At 52.9% G+C, this 18,554-nt stretch carries 16 protein-coding genes and 1 pseudogene; 11 read left to right on the forward strand and 6 right to left on the reverse strand.

The genetic code is table 11. From position 1 onward, the window contains the following. Positions 1–191: 191 nt before the first annotated feature. Complete coding sequence (locus ACIOYV_RS10730) at positions 192–1,904, forward strand: cation:proton antiporter (RefSeq protein ID WP_401323530.1); 1,713 nt, start codon at positions 192–194, stop codon at positions 1,902–1,904. On the opposite strand, the gene ACIOYV_RS10735 is transcribed toward ACIOYV_RS10730, so the two are convergent. After that, the gene (locus ACIOYV_RS10735; protein WP_401323532.1) at positions 1,901–3,109 is read right to left on the reverse strand and encodes an ammonium transporter; all 1,209 of its coding nucleotides are present in this window, start codon (positions 3,107–3,109) and stop codon (positions 1,901–1,903) included. The genes ACIOYV_RS10730 and ACIOYV_RS10735 overlap by 4 nt on opposite strands. Before the next feature lie 306 nt (positions 3,110–3,415). Here ACIOYV_RS10735 and ACIOYV_RS10740 point away from each other — a divergent pair, with 306 nt between their 5' ends. The 10 genes from ACIOYV_RS10740 (at position 3,416) to ACIOYV_RS10785 (ending at position 13,392) form a co-directional block, all read left to right on the forward strand. Next, a complete protein-coding gene (locus ACIOYV_RS10740) occupies positions 3,416–3,730 on the forward strand; it encodes a YqjD family protein (RefSeq protein WP_054052078.1) in 315 nt (104 codons plus the stop codon). A gap of 1 nt (position 3,731) precedes the next feature. After that, complete coding sequence (locus tag ACIOYV_RS10745) at positions 3,732–4,121, forward strand: phage holin family protein (RefSeq protein WP_054052077.1); 390 nt, start codon at positions 3,732–3,734, stop codon at positions 4,119–4,121. After that, complete coding sequence (locus ACIOYV_RS10750) at positions 4,118–4,459, forward strand: hypothetical protein (protein ID WP_163913238.1); 342 nt, start codon at positions 4,118–4,120, stop codon at positions 4,457–4,459. The genes ACIOYV_RS10745 and ACIOYV_RS10750 overlap by 4 nt, the downstream gene beginning before the upstream one ends. A 128-nt stretch (positions 4,460–4,587) precedes the next feature. Beyond that, on the forward strand, positions 4,588–5,751 hold the full coding sequence (locus ACIOYV_RS10755; RefSeq protein WP_054052072.1) for an EAL domain-containing protein: 1,164 nt from the start codon (positions 4,588–4,590) through the stop codon (positions 5,749–5,751). A gap of 68 nt (positions 5,752–5,819) precedes the next feature. Further along, positions 5,820–7,151, forward strand: coding sequence for a deoxyguanosinetriphosphate triphosphohydrolase (locus ACIOYV_RS10760; protein ID WP_265039988.1), 1,332 nt, complete (start codon positions 5,820–5,822; stop codon positions 7,149–7,151). A 179-nt stretch (positions 7,152–7,330) separates the two neighbouring features. Further along, positions 7,331–7,723, forward strand: coding sequence for a response regulator (locus ACIOYV_RS10765; protein ID WP_401324012.1), 393 nt, complete (start codon positions 7,331–7,333; stop codon positions 7,721–7,723). 706 nt (positions 7,724–8,429) lie between these two features. Then, on the forward strand, positions 8,430–9,602 hold the full coding sequence (locus ACIOYV_RS10770) for a tyrosine-type recombinase/integrase (RefSeq protein WP_401323535.1): 1,173 nt from the start codon (positions 8,430–8,432) through the stop codon (positions 9,600–9,602). Next, positions 9,580–11,145 (forward strand): hypothetical protein, encoded by a 1,566-nt coding sequence (locus ACIOYV_RS10775; protein WP_401323536.1) that lies wholly within the window; start codon positions 9,580–9,582, stop codon positions 11,143–11,145. Before ACIOYV_RS10770 ends, ACIOYV_RS10775 begins: the two co-directional genes overlap by 23 nt. 23 nt (positions 11,146–11,168) lie before the next feature. Continuing rightward, the gene (locus ACIOYV_RS10780) at positions 11,169–12,980 is read left to right on the forward strand and encodes a tyrosine-type recombinase/integrase (protein ID WP_401323538.1); all 1,812 of its coding nucleotides are present in this window, start codon (positions 11,169–11,171) and stop codon (positions 12,978–12,980) included. After that, complete coding sequence (locus ACIOYV_RS10785) at positions 12,973–13,392, forward strand: TetR family transcriptional regulator (RefSeq protein ID WP_401323540.1); 420 nt, start codon at positions 12,973–12,975, stop codon at positions 13,390–13,392. The genes ACIOYV_RS10780 and ACIOYV_RS10785 overlap by 8 nt, the downstream gene beginning before the upstream one ends. A gap of 183 nt (positions 13,393–13,575) precedes the next feature. Here ACIOYV_RS10785 and ACIOYV_RS10790 read toward each other — a convergent pair whose 3' ends face one another. From ACIOYV_RS10790 to ACIOYV_RS10810, 5 genes and pseudogenes are all read right to left on the reverse strand, one after another. After that, positions 13,576–14,607 (reverse strand): hypothetical protein, encoded by a 1,032-nt coding sequence (locus ACIOYV_RS10790; RefSeq protein WP_401323542.1) that lies wholly within the window; start codon positions 14,605–14,607, stop codon positions 13,576–13,578. 17 nt (positions 14,608–14,624) lie between these two features. Then, positions 14,625–14,783, reverse strand: a pseudogene (locus ACIOYV_RS10795) (LysR family transcriptional regulator); the annotation flags it as partial. A 588-nt stretch (positions 14,784–15,371) separates the two neighbouring features. Continuing rightward, a complete protein-coding gene (locus ACIOYV_RS10800; protein WP_401324014.1) occupies positions 15,372–15,842 on the reverse strand; it encodes a CHAD domain-containing protein in 471 nt (156 codons plus the stop codon). Between the two features lie 17 nt (positions 15,843–15,859). Further along, on the reverse strand, positions 15,860–16,159 hold the full coding sequence (locus ACIOYV_RS10805) for a CHAD domain-containing protein (protein WP_401323543.1): 300 nt from the start codon (positions 16,157–16,159) through the stop codon (positions 15,860–15,862). Positions 16,160–16,334: 175 nt separating this feature from the next. Then, complete coding sequence (locus tag ACIOYV_RS10810; RefSeq protein WP_401323545.1) at positions 16,335–18,233, reverse strand: potassium transporter Kup; 1,899 nt, start codon at positions 18,231–18,233, stop codon at positions 16,335–16,337. Positions 18,234–18,554 lie beyond the last annotated feature (321 nt).

The following is an 18,554-nucleotide window of genomic DNA, read 5'->3' on the forward strand; positions in this document are numbered from 1 at the left end:
AAATAGACTTTCATTCTAGGCCCCGCTGACATCAACCGTCGAGCCAACGCCCCAAGGGCCCGCCAGCCAATTTCAAAAGGTTTCGGCAATTTCCTGATGCATATCATTTGCGCGCAATCCCGTTTGCGCGATGCTCTGGACTTTTTTTGCCTCTACGCTTGGGTAGCCCGAACCCTTCACCGGAGTTTTCAGTGTTTGCCAATTTGTTGATCATTCTCGCCTCCTCCCTGGTGGTCATTGCCCTGTTCCGGCGCCTGCGTTTGCCGCCCGTGCTGGGCTACCTCTGCGTGGGGCTGATGGTCGGGCCCACGGCATTCAACTGGGTGAATGAAAGCGAAGAGCTGCCAGACCTCGCCGAACTGGGCGTGGTGTTTTTGCTGTTTTCACTGGGGCTGGAGTTTTCCCTGTCGAAAATGCTCGCGTTGCGCCAGGTGGTGTTCGGCCTCGGCAGCCTGCAAGTGTTGGTTTCCGGGCTGCTGCTGGGGGGCTTGCTGATGCTGTTCGGCGTGTCGGTCACCCCGGCGCTGCTGCTCGGCGCCGGCCTGGCGTTGTCGTCCACGGCCATCGTCAGCAAGGAGCTGGGCAGCCTGGGGGAGATTTTCAGCAGTCACGGCCAGAATGCCATTGGTGTGCTGCTGTTCCAGGACGTGGTCGCTGTGTTGCTGCTGACCCTGGTGCCGGTGTTCGCCGGCAGCAGCGATCAAGCCTGGTATTGGGCGCTGCCCCTGACACTGGCCAAGACCGTGTTGCTGTTTGTCGGCCTGCTGTTGGCCAGTCGCTGGCTGCTGCCCCGATTGTTCCAGGAAGTCGCCGCGTCCCGTTCCGCAGAACTGTTCGTGCTGCTGGCGCTGGTGATTGTGCTGCTGACCGCGTGGCTGACGCATCTGCTTGGCCTCTCCCCCGCCCTCGGCGCGTTCCTCGCCGGCATGCTGTTGGGGGAAAGTCATTACCGCCATCAGATCGAGGCGGACATCCGGCCGTTCCGCGACATCCTGCTGGGACTGTTTTTCGTCAGTATCGGCATGCTGATCGACCTGCAACTGTTTGCCAGCCACGGCTTGTTGATCCTCGGCCTCACGCTCGGACTGCTGCTGATCAAGGGCAGTGTGGTGGCTCTACTGGTCAAATGGCGCGGCAGCGATGGCGAGACCGCCTGGCGCAGTGGCTTGGCGCTGGCCCAGGGCGGCGAGTTCTGCTTTGCCTTGATGGCGCAGATGCAACAGAACAAATTGATGCCCGCCGACCTTGGCGGCTTGCTGCTGGCGGCGACGTTCTGTTCGATGCTGGTCACGCCACTGCTGCTGCGCGCCGCGCCACGTATCGCTGCGCGCCTGCACCGCAAACCCAACGAAGAAGCAAAACTCGAGGAAATCAGCGCTCTCAACGCCGGATTGCACGGCCATGTGGTGATTTGCGGTTACGGTCGAGTGGGGCAATCCATCGGACGCTTTCTGCACAACGCGCAACAACCTTATATCGCCCTGGATAACGATCCGGTGCGGGTCCAGGAAGCGGCCGCCGAGGAAAGCAGCGTGCACTATGGCGATTCACGACGCGGCGAGTTGCTCGCCGCCGTGGGGCTGGAGCGTGCCCGGTTACTGGTGATTGCCGTGGACCAGACTGATATCGCCCTGTTGATCCTCAAGGAAGCACGTCGATACAACCCAAGTGTGCCGATCCTGGTGCGCACCCGGGACGACAGTCAGTGGGCCGAATTGAAAGCCGCCGGCGCCAATGAAGTGGTGCCGGAGTTGCTGGAGTCGAGCCTGATGCTCGCCTCCCATGCGCTGATCATGCTGGGGCTGCCGGCGCATCAGGTCCAGGAGCGGGTCGATCAGGTCCGACATGACCGCTACAGCCTGCTGCACCGGTTTTATCCCGGTGCCGACGATGAGGAAAACTAGTCCTGGCTCACGGCGCCGATCTTGTGCACCGACAAGTCCGCACCGTAATACTCTTCTTCCTGACTCAGGCGCAAACCATGGAATGCCTTGATCGTGCCGTACACCGCGAAGCCACCGGCCAGTGCCACGATCACGCCCAGCGAGGTGCCGATCAACTGGCTGATCAGGCTCACACCGCCGAGGCCGCCCAGTGCCGTCTGGCCGAAAATGCCACAAGCAATCCCGCCCCAGACACCGCACAAACCGTGCAACGGCCAGACACCCAGCACATCATCGATGTGCCATTTGCCTTGCGCTGCGGTAAAGCACCAGACGAACAAGGCCCCGGCAATCGCGCCGGTCACCAGCGCGCCGACCGGGTGCATCAGGTCGGAACCGGCGCAGATCGCCACCAGCCCGGCCAACGGGCCGTTATGCAGAAAGCCCGGGTCATTGCGCCCGACGATCAGCGCCGCCACCGTGCCGCCGACCATTGCCATCAGCGAGTTCACCGCCACCAGCCCACTGACGCCCTGCAATGTCTGCGCGCTCATGACGTTAAAGCCGAACCAGCCGACGATCAGAATCCACGAGCCCAAGGCCAGGAAGGGAATGCTCGACGGCGCGAACGCCACCAGCCGACCGTCGCGATATCGCCCCTGCCGTGGTCCCAGCAACAGCACCGCCGCCAGCGCCAGCCAACCGCCCATGGCGTGAACCACCACCGAGCCGGCGAAATCATGGAAGCTGGCGCCAAAGCGTTCCAGCAACCAGGCTTGCACACCGAAGTTGCCGTTCCAGATCATGCCCTCGAAAAACGGGTAGATGAACGCCACGATCAGTGCCGTCGCGCACAACTGCGGCACGAAGCGCGCCCGCTCGGCAATGCCACCGGAAATAATCGCCGGGATCGCCGCCGCAAAGGTCAGCAGGAAGAAGAATTTCACCAGAGCGTAACCGTGATCGGCGTTGATCACCGCCGCCGGTTGCATGAAAGTCACGCCGTAGGAAATCCAGTAGCCTATAAAGAAATACGCCAACGTCGAAATCGCGAAGTCGCTGAGGATTTTCGACAAGGCGTTGACCTGGTTCTTTTGCCGAACCGTACCGACTTCCAGAAACGCGAAACCGGCGTGCATGGCCAAAACCATGACCGCACCGATCAAAATGAACAACGTATTGGAGCTATGGACCAGACTGTCCACAGCGCTTTGCAGATTTTCCATGGGGTTGGCAGACCTGAAGGCTAAAAAAGCACCAAAGCAGTTCGCGCAGACAATCCATGCACCAAGTTGCGGCCTCCCGGAACCAACGCATTGATTCCAATGAACCGCTTTGGCGCACAAGGTCATGACCTTTGCGCGGGTTTCGATTATTTGAGTTATGGTTTTGCTCAAATCATGCCCAGCAACAGCGCAACGGCGCGGGCTGACGCACCATGACATAGCAAAAGTTGTACCAGTCATTTGTACTGAACCTTCACCCAAGGCTCATACTCGAACGCATCAGAAGCCACTTACGGAGATTTACCCATGGCCAGCATCAAGGCAAAGACTGCTCAAGAAATCCTGATGAACGATTTTCAGACCCTGGTCAGCGACACTGAACGGTTGCTGGAACACACCAAATCCATCGCCGGCGATCAGGCCGATGAATTGCGTGACCAGATCCACGACAGCCTGCTGCGTGCTCGCGAAACCCTGAAACTGACCGAAGACTCGCTGCGCGAGCGCGGTCAGGCCGCCGTCACCGCCACCGAAGATTACGTTCAGGCCAACCCATGGCAATCGGTCGGCATCGCTGCCGGCGTGGGTTTCCTGATTGGCCTGCTGGCCACGCGTCGCTGATATGTCTATCGGCGAATCCGGCCCGTCCGCGACGGGCACAAGCGCTTCCTCGCGGCGGCTGGGTGCGGCGTTTCTAGGGTTGCTGCACAGCCATGTCGAATTGTTCGGCATCGAATTGCAGGAACAGAAAGCCCGCACCGTCAGCCTGTTGTTGTTTGCCGGCCTGGCGCTGGTGTTTGCCTTGCTGTTGCTGGTGGGGTTGTCGACGCTGGTGATGATCCTGTTTTGGGACACCTATCGCCTGGCCGCCATCATTGGGCTGTGCGTGTTCTACACCCTGGCCGCGATTTTCTGCGGGATGCGCCTCAAGGCTGCGGTATTCGATGAATCCTCGCCCTTCCATGGCACCCTGGAAGAACTGGCCAATGATCGGGAGCGCCTGCTGCCATGAGCCTGCCTGAACTGCCGCACAACAGCTCGCGCGCGGAAATGCGCAAGGCGCTGATCCGTTTGCGCATGGAAATGCATCGCCAGGAAATCCGCCAGGAATCCCGGCAATTGTTGCAACCGCTGCAGCGCGTGCGCGGGATGACACAAAACCTGCAAGGTGGTTTTGGCATCAAGCACGCTCCGCTCTGGGGCATGGCCGCCGTGACCCTGCTCGGTTTCCTGACCGGCAAGGGCGCCAAGAACGGCGGCGTCAGCAGCCTCACGCGCCTCGTTCAACTGGGCACCAGTCTGGGGCCGCTGATCAAACTGGTGTTGCAGGGCAACTCGAGCAAACACTGATCAGTCGTTAACTGGCTGCATTCTTGCAATACCACCGGGATTGAACCTCTTTATCGAGGGGTTCAATCCTGCGTGCCTACCCGGCCTCGGGATCAATCCAAAAACAAAACCTCACCTATGGAGGCCTCGTGATCGACGGGCAACCGCTCGCCTGCTTTCAGCCATTTATCGATACCGCCACCGGGCGTATCGCGGGCGTCGAAGCATTGGGTCGACTGCGCCAGGCCGATGGTCAATTGACCTCCGTGGGACCGCTGTTCGCCGACCCGCGAACTCCCGCCATCGCCCTGCGTCGCCTCGACCGACAGATACGTGATAACGCGTTGAGCCGTCTGCACGAAGCACCTTCGGAATGGTTTCTGAGCCTCAACATGTCGCCGCGCTGGATCAGCCGCTTGCGCCCTGACCAGGCCTTGCCGAGTCTCAAGCAACTGGCCCGGCATGGCGTCGACCCGCAACGCATCGTCTTCGAGATCACCGAACTGGGCGGCGATGGCCAACGCCTGGCCGAAGTGGTAGCGCGTTATCGCCAGGCAGGTGCGCGGATTGCCATCGATGACTTCGGTGCCGGTTATTCGCAACTCGATCGCGTGCTTGCCCTGCAACCCGACATTCTCAAGCTCGACATGCGCCTGTTTCAGGCCGCAGCCCTGGGCGGACCGAGTAGCGAGGTGGTCAAGGCCCTGGCGCTGATGGCCGAGAAAACCGGGTGCTGGATCATCGCCGAAGGCGTGGAAACCGAAGCCCAACTGAGTTTTGCCCTGGAGTGCGGTTCACGTTATGTGCAGGGTTTTCTGTTCGCCCGGGCGCACACCGATTTCTTCGCCACTGATGCCTTCGTCGACCAGTTCGCCCAACTGCGCCAACGCTATGTCCAGCGCAAGCTGATTGAACGCGGGCAACTGATGGTCATGCGCCGGCAACTCAGCGAGCTGATGGCGATCCTGCAGGATTGGGCCCAGGCCCGCGCGCCCATCAGCGCCTTGCCGCAACTGAATGCCTTTCCCTGGCTGTTGCGTTTCTACCAATGCGATCGCCATGGCACGCAACTGACGCCCAATCTGGAATGGCGCAACAACCGCTGGGAAGCCGATAACCGCTACCTGGGCCACAACTGGTCTTGGCGCCCGTACTTCTATCATCTGCTGGCCGAAGGTTGGGATGAGCGGCGGCTGACGCTTTCCAACACCTACCGCGATGCCACCAGTAACCAGTATTGCCTGACGGCGGGACAGTTTTTCGACAACGGCGAGCGCCTGCTGCTCATCGATATCGACGCCGCCGGGCTGTAGTTCTGCTTGCAGGCACGCAGGCGAGACAGGACACTGGGCCATCAGTCATTTGACGGAGAGAACCAGCCTTGGATTGGCAAACCCTGCTTACCCGCGAACGCCTCGGAAAGCCGCTGCACAGCCCGGAAGAACTTGGCCGCAGCCCTTTCCATAAAGACCACGACCGCATCATTTTTTCCGGTGCGTTCCGCCGCCTGGGGCGCAAGACCCAAGTGCACCCGGTGTCCAGCAACGATCACATCCACACGCGCCTGACCCACTCGCTGGAAGTCAGTTGCGTCGGTCGGTCGCTGGGCATGCGCGTGGGCGAAACCATTCGCAGCGCCCTGCCCGAATGGTGCGAACCGAGTGATTTGGGCATGGTGGTGCAATCGGCTTGCCTGGCCCATGACATCGGCAACCCACCCTTCGGCCACTCCGGCGAAGACGCGATCCGTCATTGGTTCCAGCAGGCCGCCGGACGTGGCTGGCTGGATGCGATGAGCGAGGTCGAGCGTAACGACTTCCTGAATTTCGAAGGCAATGCCCAAGGCTTTCGCGTGCTTACCCAACTGGAATATCACCAGTTCGACGGCGGCACGCGCCTGACCTACGCCACCCTCGGCACCTACTTGAAGTACCCGTGGACCGCCAAGCACGCCGATTCCCTGGGCTACAAAAAGCACAAGTTCGGCTGCTATCAGAGCGAACTGCCGCTGCTGGAACAGATCGCGCACAAACTCGGCCTGCCGCAACTGGAAGAACAGCGCTGGGCCCGTCACCCGCTGGTGTACCTGATGGAAGCCGCTGATGACATCTGCTACGCGCTGATCGACCTCGAAGATGGCCTGGAAATGGACCTGCTGGAATACGCCGAAGTCGAATCCCTACTGCTCGACCTGGTGGGCGACGATATTCCGGAAACCTATCGCCTGCTCGGCCCGCAAGATTCCCGTCGGCGCAAACTGGCAATCCTGCGCGGCAAGGCCATCGAACACCTGACCAACGCCGCCGCCCGCGCCTTTGTCGAGCAGCAGGATGCGCTGCTGGCCGGCACGTTGCCTGGCGATCTGGTCGAACACATGCACGGCCCGGCCAAGCGCTGCGTGTTGAATGCCAAGGACATGGCGCGCAAAAAGATCTTCCAGGACAAGCGCAAGACGCTGCATGAAATCGGTGCCTACACCACGCTGGAAATCCTGCTCAACGCCTTCTGCGGCGCGGCGCTGGAACAGCACAACGGCCGCACGCCGTCCTTCAAGAGCCGTCGGGTACTCGACCTGTTGGGTAACAACGCGCCCGATCCGAATGGCCCGTTGCATACATCGTTCCTGCGCATGATTGATTTCATCGCCGGCATGACCGACAGCTACGCCAGCGAAATGGCCCAGGAAATGACTGGCCGCTCCATCCACGGATAAAACTCCGGGATCAGCCGTGTCAGATAATTCTGGCCGGCTGATCGAGTCGCTCGTCCGTCAACTGCGTTTCAACGAATCCCCCTACGTATCGCGCTGAGCAAGCTGATCGATTGTCCAGTCGGACCGCCGAATAATCGACCCTCCCCGCTGGCGACGAATTCCGTTTAATGCCAATTTCCATGTTGAAAAACGACTGGCGCATCTTGTTGGTGGAAGATCATCCCTTCCAGCTCTTTGCGACCCAATGCCTGCTGGAGAGTTTCGGCTTCACTCAACTGACCGTCACCGACAGCGCCGAAGGTGCGTTGCAAAAGATGCACGAGGCGCGGCAACCATTCGACATTCTGCTCTGCGATCAATGCCTGCCCGACCTCCCCGGACTGGAGTTGATCCATCTGGCCAGTCACCGTGGAATGATCAGGCAGGCGATCCTGCTGAGCAGCCTGACTTCCTTTGAACTGGAGGGGCTCAGGAAACAGGCCAGTGAACACCGATTACCCTTGCTGGGATACTTGACCAAGCCGCTGAAACAAACTGAATTTAGAAACTTGTTGACCTTGGCCTTAATATAAAAGCGCACAAAATACTCGCACTTGAAAAGTCCAATAAATCGCGCGTGTAATGCGCACTATAAACATCGTCACTTTCTGATTACACAATCAGAACTTTCACATTTCCCCACTCAAAACCCTATTGATCCGTAGTCCTATTCTTTTTCATTTGTAGGAATTGTCCTATATCACCACTATAGACCTGTCCGCTCATGCGCCCTCTCAATTAACTGAAAGGTAGAGTAACAACTGTTACTTTTCCTATCCTCTCCCCCAATCCTCCGATTTCCATAGGCCCTTCCCCTCCTACCAAGTGAAAAATCGGTCCATTCGGAGGGGGTGTGAATAGCTAGCGTCATCGAAAAACCAAAAATCCTAACGGCGTAAGCAAGCTTTTACCAATGCGAGGCAAAAAATTTACTCCCCAAAAAAACATATAATAACTCAATAAATATGGATCGAGGTGGATGTCAACATTACAGAACTCACCAATCAAACCCCGGAGACACAAGGATATTAATAAAAGTGTGAGATTGTTTTAAAAGGCAAACAACAGCACAAAACTTTGAAAGCAACAAAACTTGCACAACCTAGCCCAAAAAAAATGTTTGACACCAACATCAAGTCAAACTAACTTCCAACCACCAAACGAACTGAAGCACGGTTACATCTTTACCCACTTCAAAACCAGAACCTCGCTCTTTAAAAAACATATCAGGTGTACTTAGTGAGACTCATATTCAGCACAAGCGACTTTAAAATTTCTGATGTTCCCTATCCTAAATTCCCAATCTTGCTTGATGCATTTATGAATATTCAATGGCACGTCTTAAACTTTCTTATTTATATATGCACTCAGATAGGCAATGCTGGCAGTCCGGATACATGGGAGCAATATGGGAGGGCTCTTTATGATTACTTCGGTTTTTGCGAGGCTAACGGGTACGACTGGACAGTGACCAACAGCACGTCTAAGCACACAACTATAGATAAATACCGCAATTGGAGTATGGCTGAGTGTGGATTGGAAGCGAGCACAGTAAACGATCGTATGCGCATCATTTATCGATTTTATGAGTACGCACTTAAACAGCAGTGGATCCAAAGCTTACCTTGGGAGGGTGAGAAAGAATTCCTGAAGGATCACAAATCAGCGCTTGTCAAAAAGGATACTACCGGAGGTGATAAAAGTTACTCCGGTGGCCGAAAAAGTGGCCGAAAAGCAAGTGTCACCACTATCAGCATCCTCAATAGAATTCAAATCGCCACCACCTTGGAGGCCATTGCCAACCTCGAGTTAAAACTCATAACACGCTTAGGCCTAGCATGCGGCCTTAGAAAGCAAGAACTACTGACATTCCCAACAAAATATATTGTCGATCCGAAGGAATATCCAGTAGCGAAAATGAACTACCGCATTACACTGAACCCCGATGAAATGAAGACTAAAAACAATAAAAGTCGACAAGTTGATATTCCAGCGTCGTTAATGAGAGATTTATGGAGCTATGTCAAATATGATCGCCAAACACGAGCCTCACTCTGCAACGATGAAGAAGATAAAAAACTATTGTTCTTAACTGAGCATGGAAAACGCTTCGCGAACGGTGGCCGCGGCCTGAATACCCTTTACAAGGAGCTATCCCTACCCTTCAAATTAAACCCACATATTCTACGGCACACATACGCAACTCATACGCTCTACGTTTTGACGAAGATGAATCTTCCCATGGTTCCACTCATCTACGTAAGAGACAGAATGGGACATGCGAGCATTAAGACGACTGAAATATATCTGCACTTTATAGAGCTAGTAGATGACAGCGTCTTAGATACCATACAAAACAATTTGGCTGAGTACTACGCAGAGGTGGTAAATGAGGCATCGCAAGAATTTTAAATCGAATTTATCGGACGCCGATGTTGATATCGAACTCAAAGTCGACTCAGCGACTACCGATGCGGCCCCATGCATCGAATTTCCAGAGAACAGTACGAGCGTACGAAAATTCGATTCAAAAAAATTCTTGGGCAAGGGATTCGACGACATTGTACTTACAAGCTTCAGCACTATACAGAGACTTCTCAGCTCTGCAATTGATACGGACCAGCAAAGCCGCTCCTATACTACCTTAGCATCGTATTGCGTGGGCGGTCTTAAACATCTGTTTGACGGTTGCGACTACTTAATCAAATCAGAGCATTATTCCAGTTTGAACTGCGAGAATATCACTAAAGAGTTCATATTAAGCTTTTATGATTTTTTAGAGATGATGCCCATAAGCACACAACGTCATATCTATTCACGCGTCAAAGCGATACTGACAGAGCGTGAATTCAGCGTTGACCCTTCTTGGTTTCCCGCCAATAGCTTTGCGGGGAAAGATCCAAGCGAACCACCGCGTGCGACATCTTATGTCCCTTGCGAACACGTCCCGCTGCAGAAAGCGCTGGCAACTGAAGTGCAAAAAATACTTAAGGGGGTTGGCCCCCTAACACCTGAGCAACTCAGTTACTGCCTCATGACTCTGGCTGACAAAACTGGTGCTAATTTACAGCCACTTGTAGAAATTGATATAACGTCCGTAACTGAGCACCCTTTTCATCCGCAAAAACGTCTTTTACACCTTTATAAACGCCGAGGCAATAAAAACCAATCAATTCCACTTATTCCTGATAATAACGAAGGCGATCCATACTTTGCGGAAACTACTCCGTTCATAGAAAAGGTACTCGACGCTGTCATCGAGCGCAACGAGGAGTGCCGAAAATTAAGCAGCTTTCCTTCTCGTATTTTTGTTGCGCCTAATAATACTAATGAAGAGAGATCAGGTAAAGCGCTGACAAAAGCGGCCATTGGTGTAGCTATAAAAAAGCTGATTAAAAATCATAATCTAAAATCAGCCGATGGCAAGCCACTGATTTTAAATTATGAGAGACTGCGAAAAACTTGGATCAACAATGTTTATAAACTTAACAACTATGACCCATTCTCTACTGCCGCACTCGCGAATCACAGCGTAAAAGTTAGCAATGATCACTACTTACAAGCTCCTCCTGATTCAAAAAAAAAGCATCATGCGATGGTTGAAGTAAGAGTTAAGGAACTCCTCGATTACACATACGAACCCACAATCATTGCGAGTTGTACTGATCTAAAAAATGGTGATCGTGCCCCGAAAGACGGCAGCTTGTGCGTGCAGGTTTTCGGTTGTTTCAGCTGCTCTAACTTTGTCGTCACTGCGGATGACCTTTATCGGTTAACCAGCTTTTACTTTTATTGCCTTCGCCAAAGAAAAACTTTGGGCGCTTGGGCATGGAAAAAAACATACAGCGCAATTTTGAGAACCATCACTAATGACATTCTTCCCAAGTTCGAAAAAAAATTGGTAGAAGCCACGTTCACAAAAGCGCGTATCACGCCACATCCAGCTTGGAAATAACATAAAGAAGGAAGCATCGCATCATGCTTAAAACATTTCTTATCAAAGAACTCAAGTCCTGCATTGGAGACAATAGCTTTGAGTCAGTTGTGGCGACATACTACATTTCCTTGGAAGGGGTACACAAACCTTTAAGCTACTTTTATGAAATGATTTGGCGCCTGCCCGACGAAATATTTCCCGCAGGGACGCACGACTGCTCCAAACTACTTGACTTTTCTAAAGTACCATTAAAATTTGTTCAATCCGTCAAAATAGCCATACTTGGTTTTATACGTGGCCGCCGAGGAAAAACACCTCGTGGTAAGTCCATAGTGTCTGTTTACGAAAACATGCTGCCCTTCCTACGCTTTGTCGAGAATCACACCAAATCGCTGAATAGCATAAACACGCTAATTTTCCTGAACTACGTACACTCCCTCAAAAATCTTCCTAGCAGTACGGGGAAACCGCTGTCACCAGGTGCCATAAAAACTAGACTAATGGCTGTTGAACTTCTGCATGAGCTTACTGAAGGCTCGCTTGATGCTATGCCGAAACCATGGCCGTCATCCTCCGCGTATTTAATCGCCGGAGGAGCGTCAGTAGTTAATGCATACGTTAAAACTTCACGAATTCCTGATGAAATTCTCGCCAGTCTCCTCAAGGCGTCCGTAATCCTCCTTGAGTCGGCCGATAATTTATTGGAGCTTAGGGCGTACCATCATAGCAATTTGGAAAAAAATGCACGCTATCTAGCTATACCTAATTCACTAGCAAATCTAAAGAAAGCGGGATTTACCGGAAACTTGCAGGACTTGAAAAATACAGTATCGGCAACCCTCACTGCATGCATAATTATAATACTGGCGACATCAGGTATACGCTCCAACGAACTGCTCTCGCTGAAAACTGATTGCAATTTCAGTACCACAGAAGACGGAGAAACAATATGCTGGATTCGTGGTGAAGCCGAAGGATTCCCAAGGGTATGGATAGTTAACAAAATCACACATAACGCAACTGAGATTGCGGCGAAAATCACTCAAGATTTGAGAGATAAACTAGCCTTAAAAATAAGGGACCTAGAAGAAAGTGGGTCTGATGAATACTCACTAATTTCCGCTCGTCGCAACAAAGACTCTATATTCCTCGGCCTGGATTTCACCGGATGTATCCAAACCTTTAGTAATTCCGCTATAAACTACCGTCTAAAAGATTTTGTTCAGTCTGTCAATTTGACTTGGAATCTAGCGTCTCATCAATTCAGGCCCACTTTAGCTCATTACATAGTAAGCAGCGGGCATGGCGACTATCGTTATGCGAAAGAGCATTTTGGTCACGCCAGTCTCGACATGCTCATTTCTTATACAAAACATGGTGACCATGATGCGAGTCTTCTCGAGGACGTGGCATTTGCCTATAGCGAGCAAAAACAGTCCCAAGTTGAGCATTTCCTTCTTGAAACCACACCGTTGACTGGCGGACTAGCAGAACCCGTGCAAAGGTATAGGGCAATAATAAAAACCTACAAAAATTGGGCTCAGATGGTCAAGTCGATCGCCACAAATATCTATATTCGCGCTACTTCTGTTGGTTGGTGTACAAACGACAAAGGTAACTGTATCGGTGGTGAAGGCGTCGAGAAGACTCGATGCGCAAAGGATGGCGGCTGTGTGAATTTTCTTGCAGATGATACACACCTACCGGCGTGGCGCGAAATAGAGGCTCAACAGCTTGAACTGATCGATCTCCTAGACATCGGTGAATCGGGCAGAGCGAGAGCACAGAGAGATTTGGAGCGCAGTAGAAGCGTTATTGCACAACTTGATCCGGAGTACAGAGCTAATGAGTAATCCCCCCAGCCCGAGCCCAACGAGAAAGGATAGGAGACGGGAAGAAATCAGACTGGCGATACTTCGCATTGAAAAAGGGCGAACGAGGGTAGTCGAGAAAGGGCGCAAGCTCAGCATTATTGCCGTTGCTGAAGAAACTGGAATATCCGCAGCCGCTATCCACAACCACCATCCTGATATGGCGGATTTAATACGCCGAAAACTGGGCGTGGATATGCGAGAGCAAAGAAACAGCATCGCAAAAAAACTCAAGGAGTTCAGGAGCATCAACAAGGACCATAGGGACGAAATCGCATTGCTCAAAAAGGAAATCGCTTTGCTCGCATCACATAACGCCACCTTGATGCTAAAAAATAGCGAGCTTAACGCGATAATTCAAAGTGATAACGTTAAGCCCTTTCCATCTCAATGAATTATTTATGCATTGAGATTCGGCCTGTATTCGTTTTCTCCCCTAATCGGTCCAGACCGCAACTGACCGATACCGCGAGGGTCCTCGCGAATGTGGCCATATGGGGCGTGCTCTTTAGCAACGGTTTCGGTGTGCCGTTGAAAGCACACCGTACTCAGGTGAAAAAAGTACCAGGTACCAAGGTCAGGCTTTCAGCCTGAACCGCATAAGTGGCCCATCTTTCAACCTGTCTCGCACGACCCCGGTGATCTCTTCCATCTGTCGGCGATCCTCCTGAATATCGATTTCAGTGCCTCTGAATTCTCGCAGAGTGGAGCGTTTTAGGGCATTGATCAGGGAATCGCAGTGCAGGGAGATCTTTTGTTCCCAGTAAGCATCCCCCTCCGCGACGTCATCGATCTTTGGCGACTTGCCAAGGCTTTCAAAGGCAAATACGCCGCCCGCCAAAAAGCTACGAACACGATTGGTAGGGAGGTGATATTCAGCGGAAGGTACCGATACAGCTTTCAATATTGTCCCTAAAAGAAATGCAGCCCTAATTAGTCGCCGGAACATATCTTCTTCTGATTCAGGCTTCCTATACGATGCAGGCAGGTGCCACACCCAAGTGCCAAACATCGTGCCCGCGTTGAAGTCCGCATCGAACTCCAGCGCTCTCCTCTCCTCATCGATACTGGGTTCATAGTCGCAGTGACCATGGATCGCATGAGCCAACTCGTGAAAATAGAGCAGAAGGCAGACATCCAACGCTAAACTCAGTGCATCGAAACCAGCCTCCTCAGGATTCACCAGGTTTGGAAACAGGAGCTGGATAGAGTTCTCCTTCCCTTTGTACTGATCTGCCAGGTGGGAAGTTGGACTGTCCACCTCCAGAGCACAAAGCTCAATGGCAGTCGATAGAGCGACTAGAATCGTTCCGGCAGCTATGTCGATTCTGTACTGCCCCCCACGCCCGCTGACCATGGCCTGAAAGGTGTCGTTACCGCGGAAGAGCCAATCTATCGTCCATTTCCGTTTGTTTAATCGATGCTTGCGAAGCAGCTCCATCAGAAATTCAATCTCAGAGTCCAGCTCTCTGAACATTATTTGTGACAGAGCTAACCTACCGTCAACCAGATCGTGCGCTTGAAAAATTGAATTAAGGATTTCGCCACTCGGGTATGCACTCAAAGTAGGTCCGGAATCCGAATGCGGCTGGCCGTCAATTAGTCGCATGTATCTGTCTCTATTTGGTGGCGACGCCCCAGTAGGTATTCGCCCAATCGTTCCACAAGATGCCGCACCTGACGGCTGACTGCGCTCTGGGTGAGATTGAGCAACTCGGCGGCCCGGCTGAAGCTGCCGGTACTCGCAGCCACTTCGGAGGCTTTGAAGGGATTCAGACCTGCCATTTGCGTTTCATAATTAGAAGCCATGGAAGGCTAACGAGACATTAAGCATCCCACGCCTTGCAGGAAATTTGTAGCGATGTGGGTTAGTTAGAGAGGTTCCGTAGTTTATCAAGCACTGCTCTGGGCGCAACTGCCACAATCCACGAGAACGCCGAACCAATCAGAAAGGGGGTTGCGTCACCGAGAGACGCCATTAGATGTGCCAATTTCATAACCCCAATAGCGCCTGCGACTCAATAATCGAACTCCGAAAACGCAAAAGTGTTTCTGATTGAGCTTGTGGCCGATGTGAACCACCGCTCGCAGGTACTCAAGTGATACAGCTAAGAATCGAAGAAGCGAATTCTCCCTTAGGCTTGCCTGTCTCGATGTAAGCCTTGTGGGTAAAATATTGCAGCTACACAAAAGCCAAAGCTCTCGTGAAAAGTCGGAAAGATCGTGTCAACGCGGCCTACCCCCTGCTATTAGCATAAATAGACCTGTGCTTGAGCTTTGGGATGAGGCATTCCCCCCACAAAAAATCGTCAGCGCGTTGTAGCTTTCCGGCAGTGATACTCAGCTATTCAGCGCCTTCTGCATTTTCCTCTGTCACTTTGACCAGCTTTTTTTGTCTGAAGTTTTTGGCAGCAGTTTCGCCAGATCGACCAATTGGGCCTCGGCTTTGTGCAGCGCTGTTTCTGCGCAGCCCCGCCAAACCTTTTCGAACGGGCGCAAGTCAGACTCGATCAGCACCTTTTGGCACCATTGATAATGGTCATGCCAAGAGCCCAACGCGGATTGCAGTGCCTTGAGAGAACTCGTAGCTTTAGGAGAAAGCGGTGATAACTTTGGAAAAGCTTCCGTCAAGTAGCGAGTTTGCTTAACCACGATCCTCAGCTCGTGCCGATCAAATCCAGTGTCATCCACTGCAAAGTGCAGCCGGTCGATCTGCTTCTTCAGTGCCTTTTCAATAAGAGGCTGGGCGTTTTTCAAGCCGCCGCTAGTTTCCACTGAACGAAAGGCACGAGGCCACTCATCCAACTGAACAAACAGGCTCTTGAGGGCCGAACTTTTTAGAATTTTGGAATAATGTGCCGCTAACCGTGCTTTTCTGAGCTGCGCCTGGGCCGCCCCCCCCTGCTCTCAAGCTCCTGAATCATCACCTCCAGATCGCGAGCAGGAGTGGTCAACCGTCCCACTTCAGCCGCAGCATTGTTGAGCATCGAAATCCCACACATGGCACGCATCGGTCGGAGCAGGCTTCTAACACGCCGCACAGCAATTCGGAGGTCGTGCAAAGCCTCGCCGTCAGTCCGCGCCTGTAGTCGAGCACGGGAGTGATACAAAGAAACTTGAAGAGCCAATATCTCAGCAACAAACTTGTCTACAAATGACATAGGGCTACCTCATTGAAACGGTATGGTCCCGAGCTTAGCAGAAGTGCAGATCACCAAATATTGCCCCCTCTTCAAGATTTGTTGCGGGGCATTGCCCCCCCATGAAGGTAAGAAATTTGCAGGAGCAATCACCACAGAACCTCTTAGTAAAAAGGCTGAAGAGGTGGGCTTGTTTTTACATTTCCACCTGAGTACCCAGTTCAATCACCCGGTTCAGCGGCAATTTGAAATACTTCAAGTTGCTGTTGGCGTTCTTCAGCAGAAAAGCGAAGAGGCTTTCCCGCCAGCGAGCCATCCCAATGCGCTTGGTTGGAATCACCGTTTCCCTGCTGAGGAAATAGGTCGTGCGCATTGGGCTGAAATCCAGCTCATTTAAATGACAAAGACTTAAGGCCATGGGTACGTCGGGCTCCTCCATGAAACCGAAGTGCAAGCTGACCCGGAAAAAGCCTTCGCCATAAGCTTCAACCTCAAAACGCCGATCAGCCCTCACCCGAGGACTGCCCACGGACACTACGGTGAGCAATACCACCTGTTCGTGCAAAACTTGGTTATGTAGCAAGTTGTGTAAGAGTGCATGAGGAACAGCGTCGGCCCTGGCCGTCAAAAACACCGCGGTACCTTGCACACGATGTGGCGGCTGCGAACCTATGCTGTTGATAAACAACGGCAGCGGCAGTGCGGTCTCGTCCAGCCGCTCGACGATGATTTTTCGCCCCCGCTTCCATGTAGTCATCAAGATGAACAGGCCAATGCCGGCAATGACCGGGAAAGCACCGCCCTGAAAAATCTTCGGTGCGTTTGCCGCGAAATACAGACCGTCAACCAGCAGAAATCCAATCAACATGGGGATGGCCAACCAGCGTGGCGTTTTCCAAAGCAGCAGCACAACGGCTGAAGACAAGATGGTGGTGATCAACATCGTACCCGTCACAGCGACCCCGTACGCAGCGGCCAATGCACTGGACGACTCGAACCCGATCACAAGCAGCACGACACCAACCATCAGCGACCAATTTACTGTGCCGATGTAGATCTGCCCCTGTTCCTGGCTCGACGTATGCTGGATAAACATACGCGGGACATACCCTAACTGTATGGCTTGGCGCGTCAGAGAAAATGCACCTGAGATCACTGCTTGCGAGGCGATGATGGTTGCCAAGGTGGAGAGTGCAACCATCGGCAACAAAGCCCACTCGGGCGCAAGCAGGTAAAACGGATTACGTACAGCCTCAGGCGATTCCAGAATTAAGGCGCCTTGGCCGAAATAATTGAGCACAAGCCCGGGCAAAACCAGCATGAACCAGGCCCGTGAAATCGGTTTGCGACCAAAATGGCCCATGTCGGCGTATAGAGCTTCTGCGCCGGTTAGTGCCAACACGACGGCACCGAGAATTGCCACGCCCAATCCCGGATGAGCCGCAAAAAACTGAATTGCCCAAAACGGATTGAGCGCTTGTAGCACCTCGGGGCGCTGCAAAATACCGTGGATGCCGAGCGCGCCTAACACCACAAACCACAGCACCATGACGGGGCCGAACAGAATACCGATTCGAGCCGTGCCATGTTTCTGTATCAAGAAAAGCGCCACCAGCACGATCACCGACAAAGGAACCACCCAGTGTTCTATTCCGTCAAATGCCAGCTGTAATCCTTCGACTGCAGAGAGTACAGAAATAGCAGGGGTGATCATGCTATCACCGTAGAAAAGTGCCGCACCAAACAGGCCGAGCAGAACCAACACCTTGCTCATGTGCGGATAGGGATTGGCTGCGCGGCGGGCTAACGCCGTCAACGCCATGATGCCGCCTTCACCTTGATTATCTGCGCGCAGGATAAACAGAACGTATTTGATCGAGACTACCCAGATCAATGACCAGAAGATCAACGACAAAATGCCCAGAACGCCGTCATGATTTACCTGAACGCCGTAGTGACCGGAAAACACCTCTTTCAGCGTGTAGAGGGGGCTAGTACCAATATCACCGTAAACCACTCCGACAGCAGCAACGAGCAAGCCCACTCCGGACGTTTTGGATGGAGAGTTTTCGTTTGGAATGGATGTCTCACTCAAGGGGCGCTTCTCTCAATTAGCAGGGAGTAATTTCACGCCATCCTTGGGCATAAATTTTTCCACGGCCCTTGAAGACGCCAAGCGCATGGACACTATAAAAAACGCGGCCAGTATCGTTGTGGACGGAAATGCCTACTGTAAAGAAAGCGTAAAAATACTGCGGCACCGCAACAGAAGTATCTGGCGTTCTTGCTGACTATTGGCTGAATCCAACTGTAAGGCATCGTTCGTTTTCAATCCTGGTTTCAGGCAATAATCGGCCCCGAATGTGCAAAACGCGCAGATGCACTGTCGGCGCGCAGCGCCGACAGTTGTTTGCTG

Source organism: Pseudomonas sp. NPDC087342 (genome assembly GCF_044744265.1).
GTDB classification, from domain to species: Bacteria; Pseudomonadota; Gammaproteobacteria; order Pseudomonadales; family Pseudomonadaceae; genus Aquipseudomonas; species Aquipseudomonas nunensis.

What these genes read in the sequence shown, in the direction of transcription:
- ACIOYV_RS10735 (WP_401323532.1), bottom strand. Translation starts at nt 3,109, where the DNA reads ATGGAAAATCTGCAAAGCGCTGTGGACAGTCTGGTCCATAGCTCCAAT.
- ACIOYV_RS10740 (WP_054052078.1), top strand. Translation starts at nt 3,416, where the DNA reads ATGGCCAGCATCAAGGCAAAGACTGCTCAAGAAATCCTGATGAACGAT.
- ACIOYV_RS10745 (WP_054052077.1), top strand. Translation starts at nt 3,732, where the DNA reads ATGTCTATCGGCGAATCCGGCCCGTCCGCGACGGGCACAAGCGCTTCC.
- ACIOYV_RS10750 (WP_163913238.1), top strand. Translation starts at nt 4,118, where the DNA reads ATGAGCCTGCCTGAACTGCCGCACAACAGCTCGCGCGCGGAAATGCGC.
- ACIOYV_RS10765 (WP_401324012.1), top strand. Translation starts at nt 7,331, where the DNA reads ATGTTGAAAAACGACTGGCGCATCTTGTTGGTGGAAGATCATCCCTTC.
- ACIOYV_RS10775 (WP_401323536.1), top strand. Translation starts at nt 9,580, where the DNA reads ATGAGGCATCGCAAGAATTTTAAATCGAATTTATCGGACGCCGATGTT.
- ACIOYV_RS10780 (WP_401323538.1), top strand. Translation starts at nt 11,169, where the DNA reads ATGCTTAAAACATTTCTTATCAAAGAACTCAAGTCCTGCATTGGAGAC.
- ACIOYV_RS10785 (WP_401323540.1), top strand. Translation starts at nt 12,973, where the DNA reads ATGAGTAATCCCCCCAGCCCGAGCCCAACGAGAAAGGATAGGAGACGG.
- ACIOYV_RS10790 (WP_401323542.1), bottom strand. Translation starts at nt 14,607, where the DNA reads ATGCGACTAATTGACGGCCAGCCGCATTCGGATTCCGGACCTACTTTG.
- ACIOYV_RS10805 (WP_401323543.1), bottom strand. Translation starts at nt 16,159, where the DNA reads ATGTCATTTGTAGACAAGTTTGTTGCTGAGATATTGGCTCTTCAAGTT.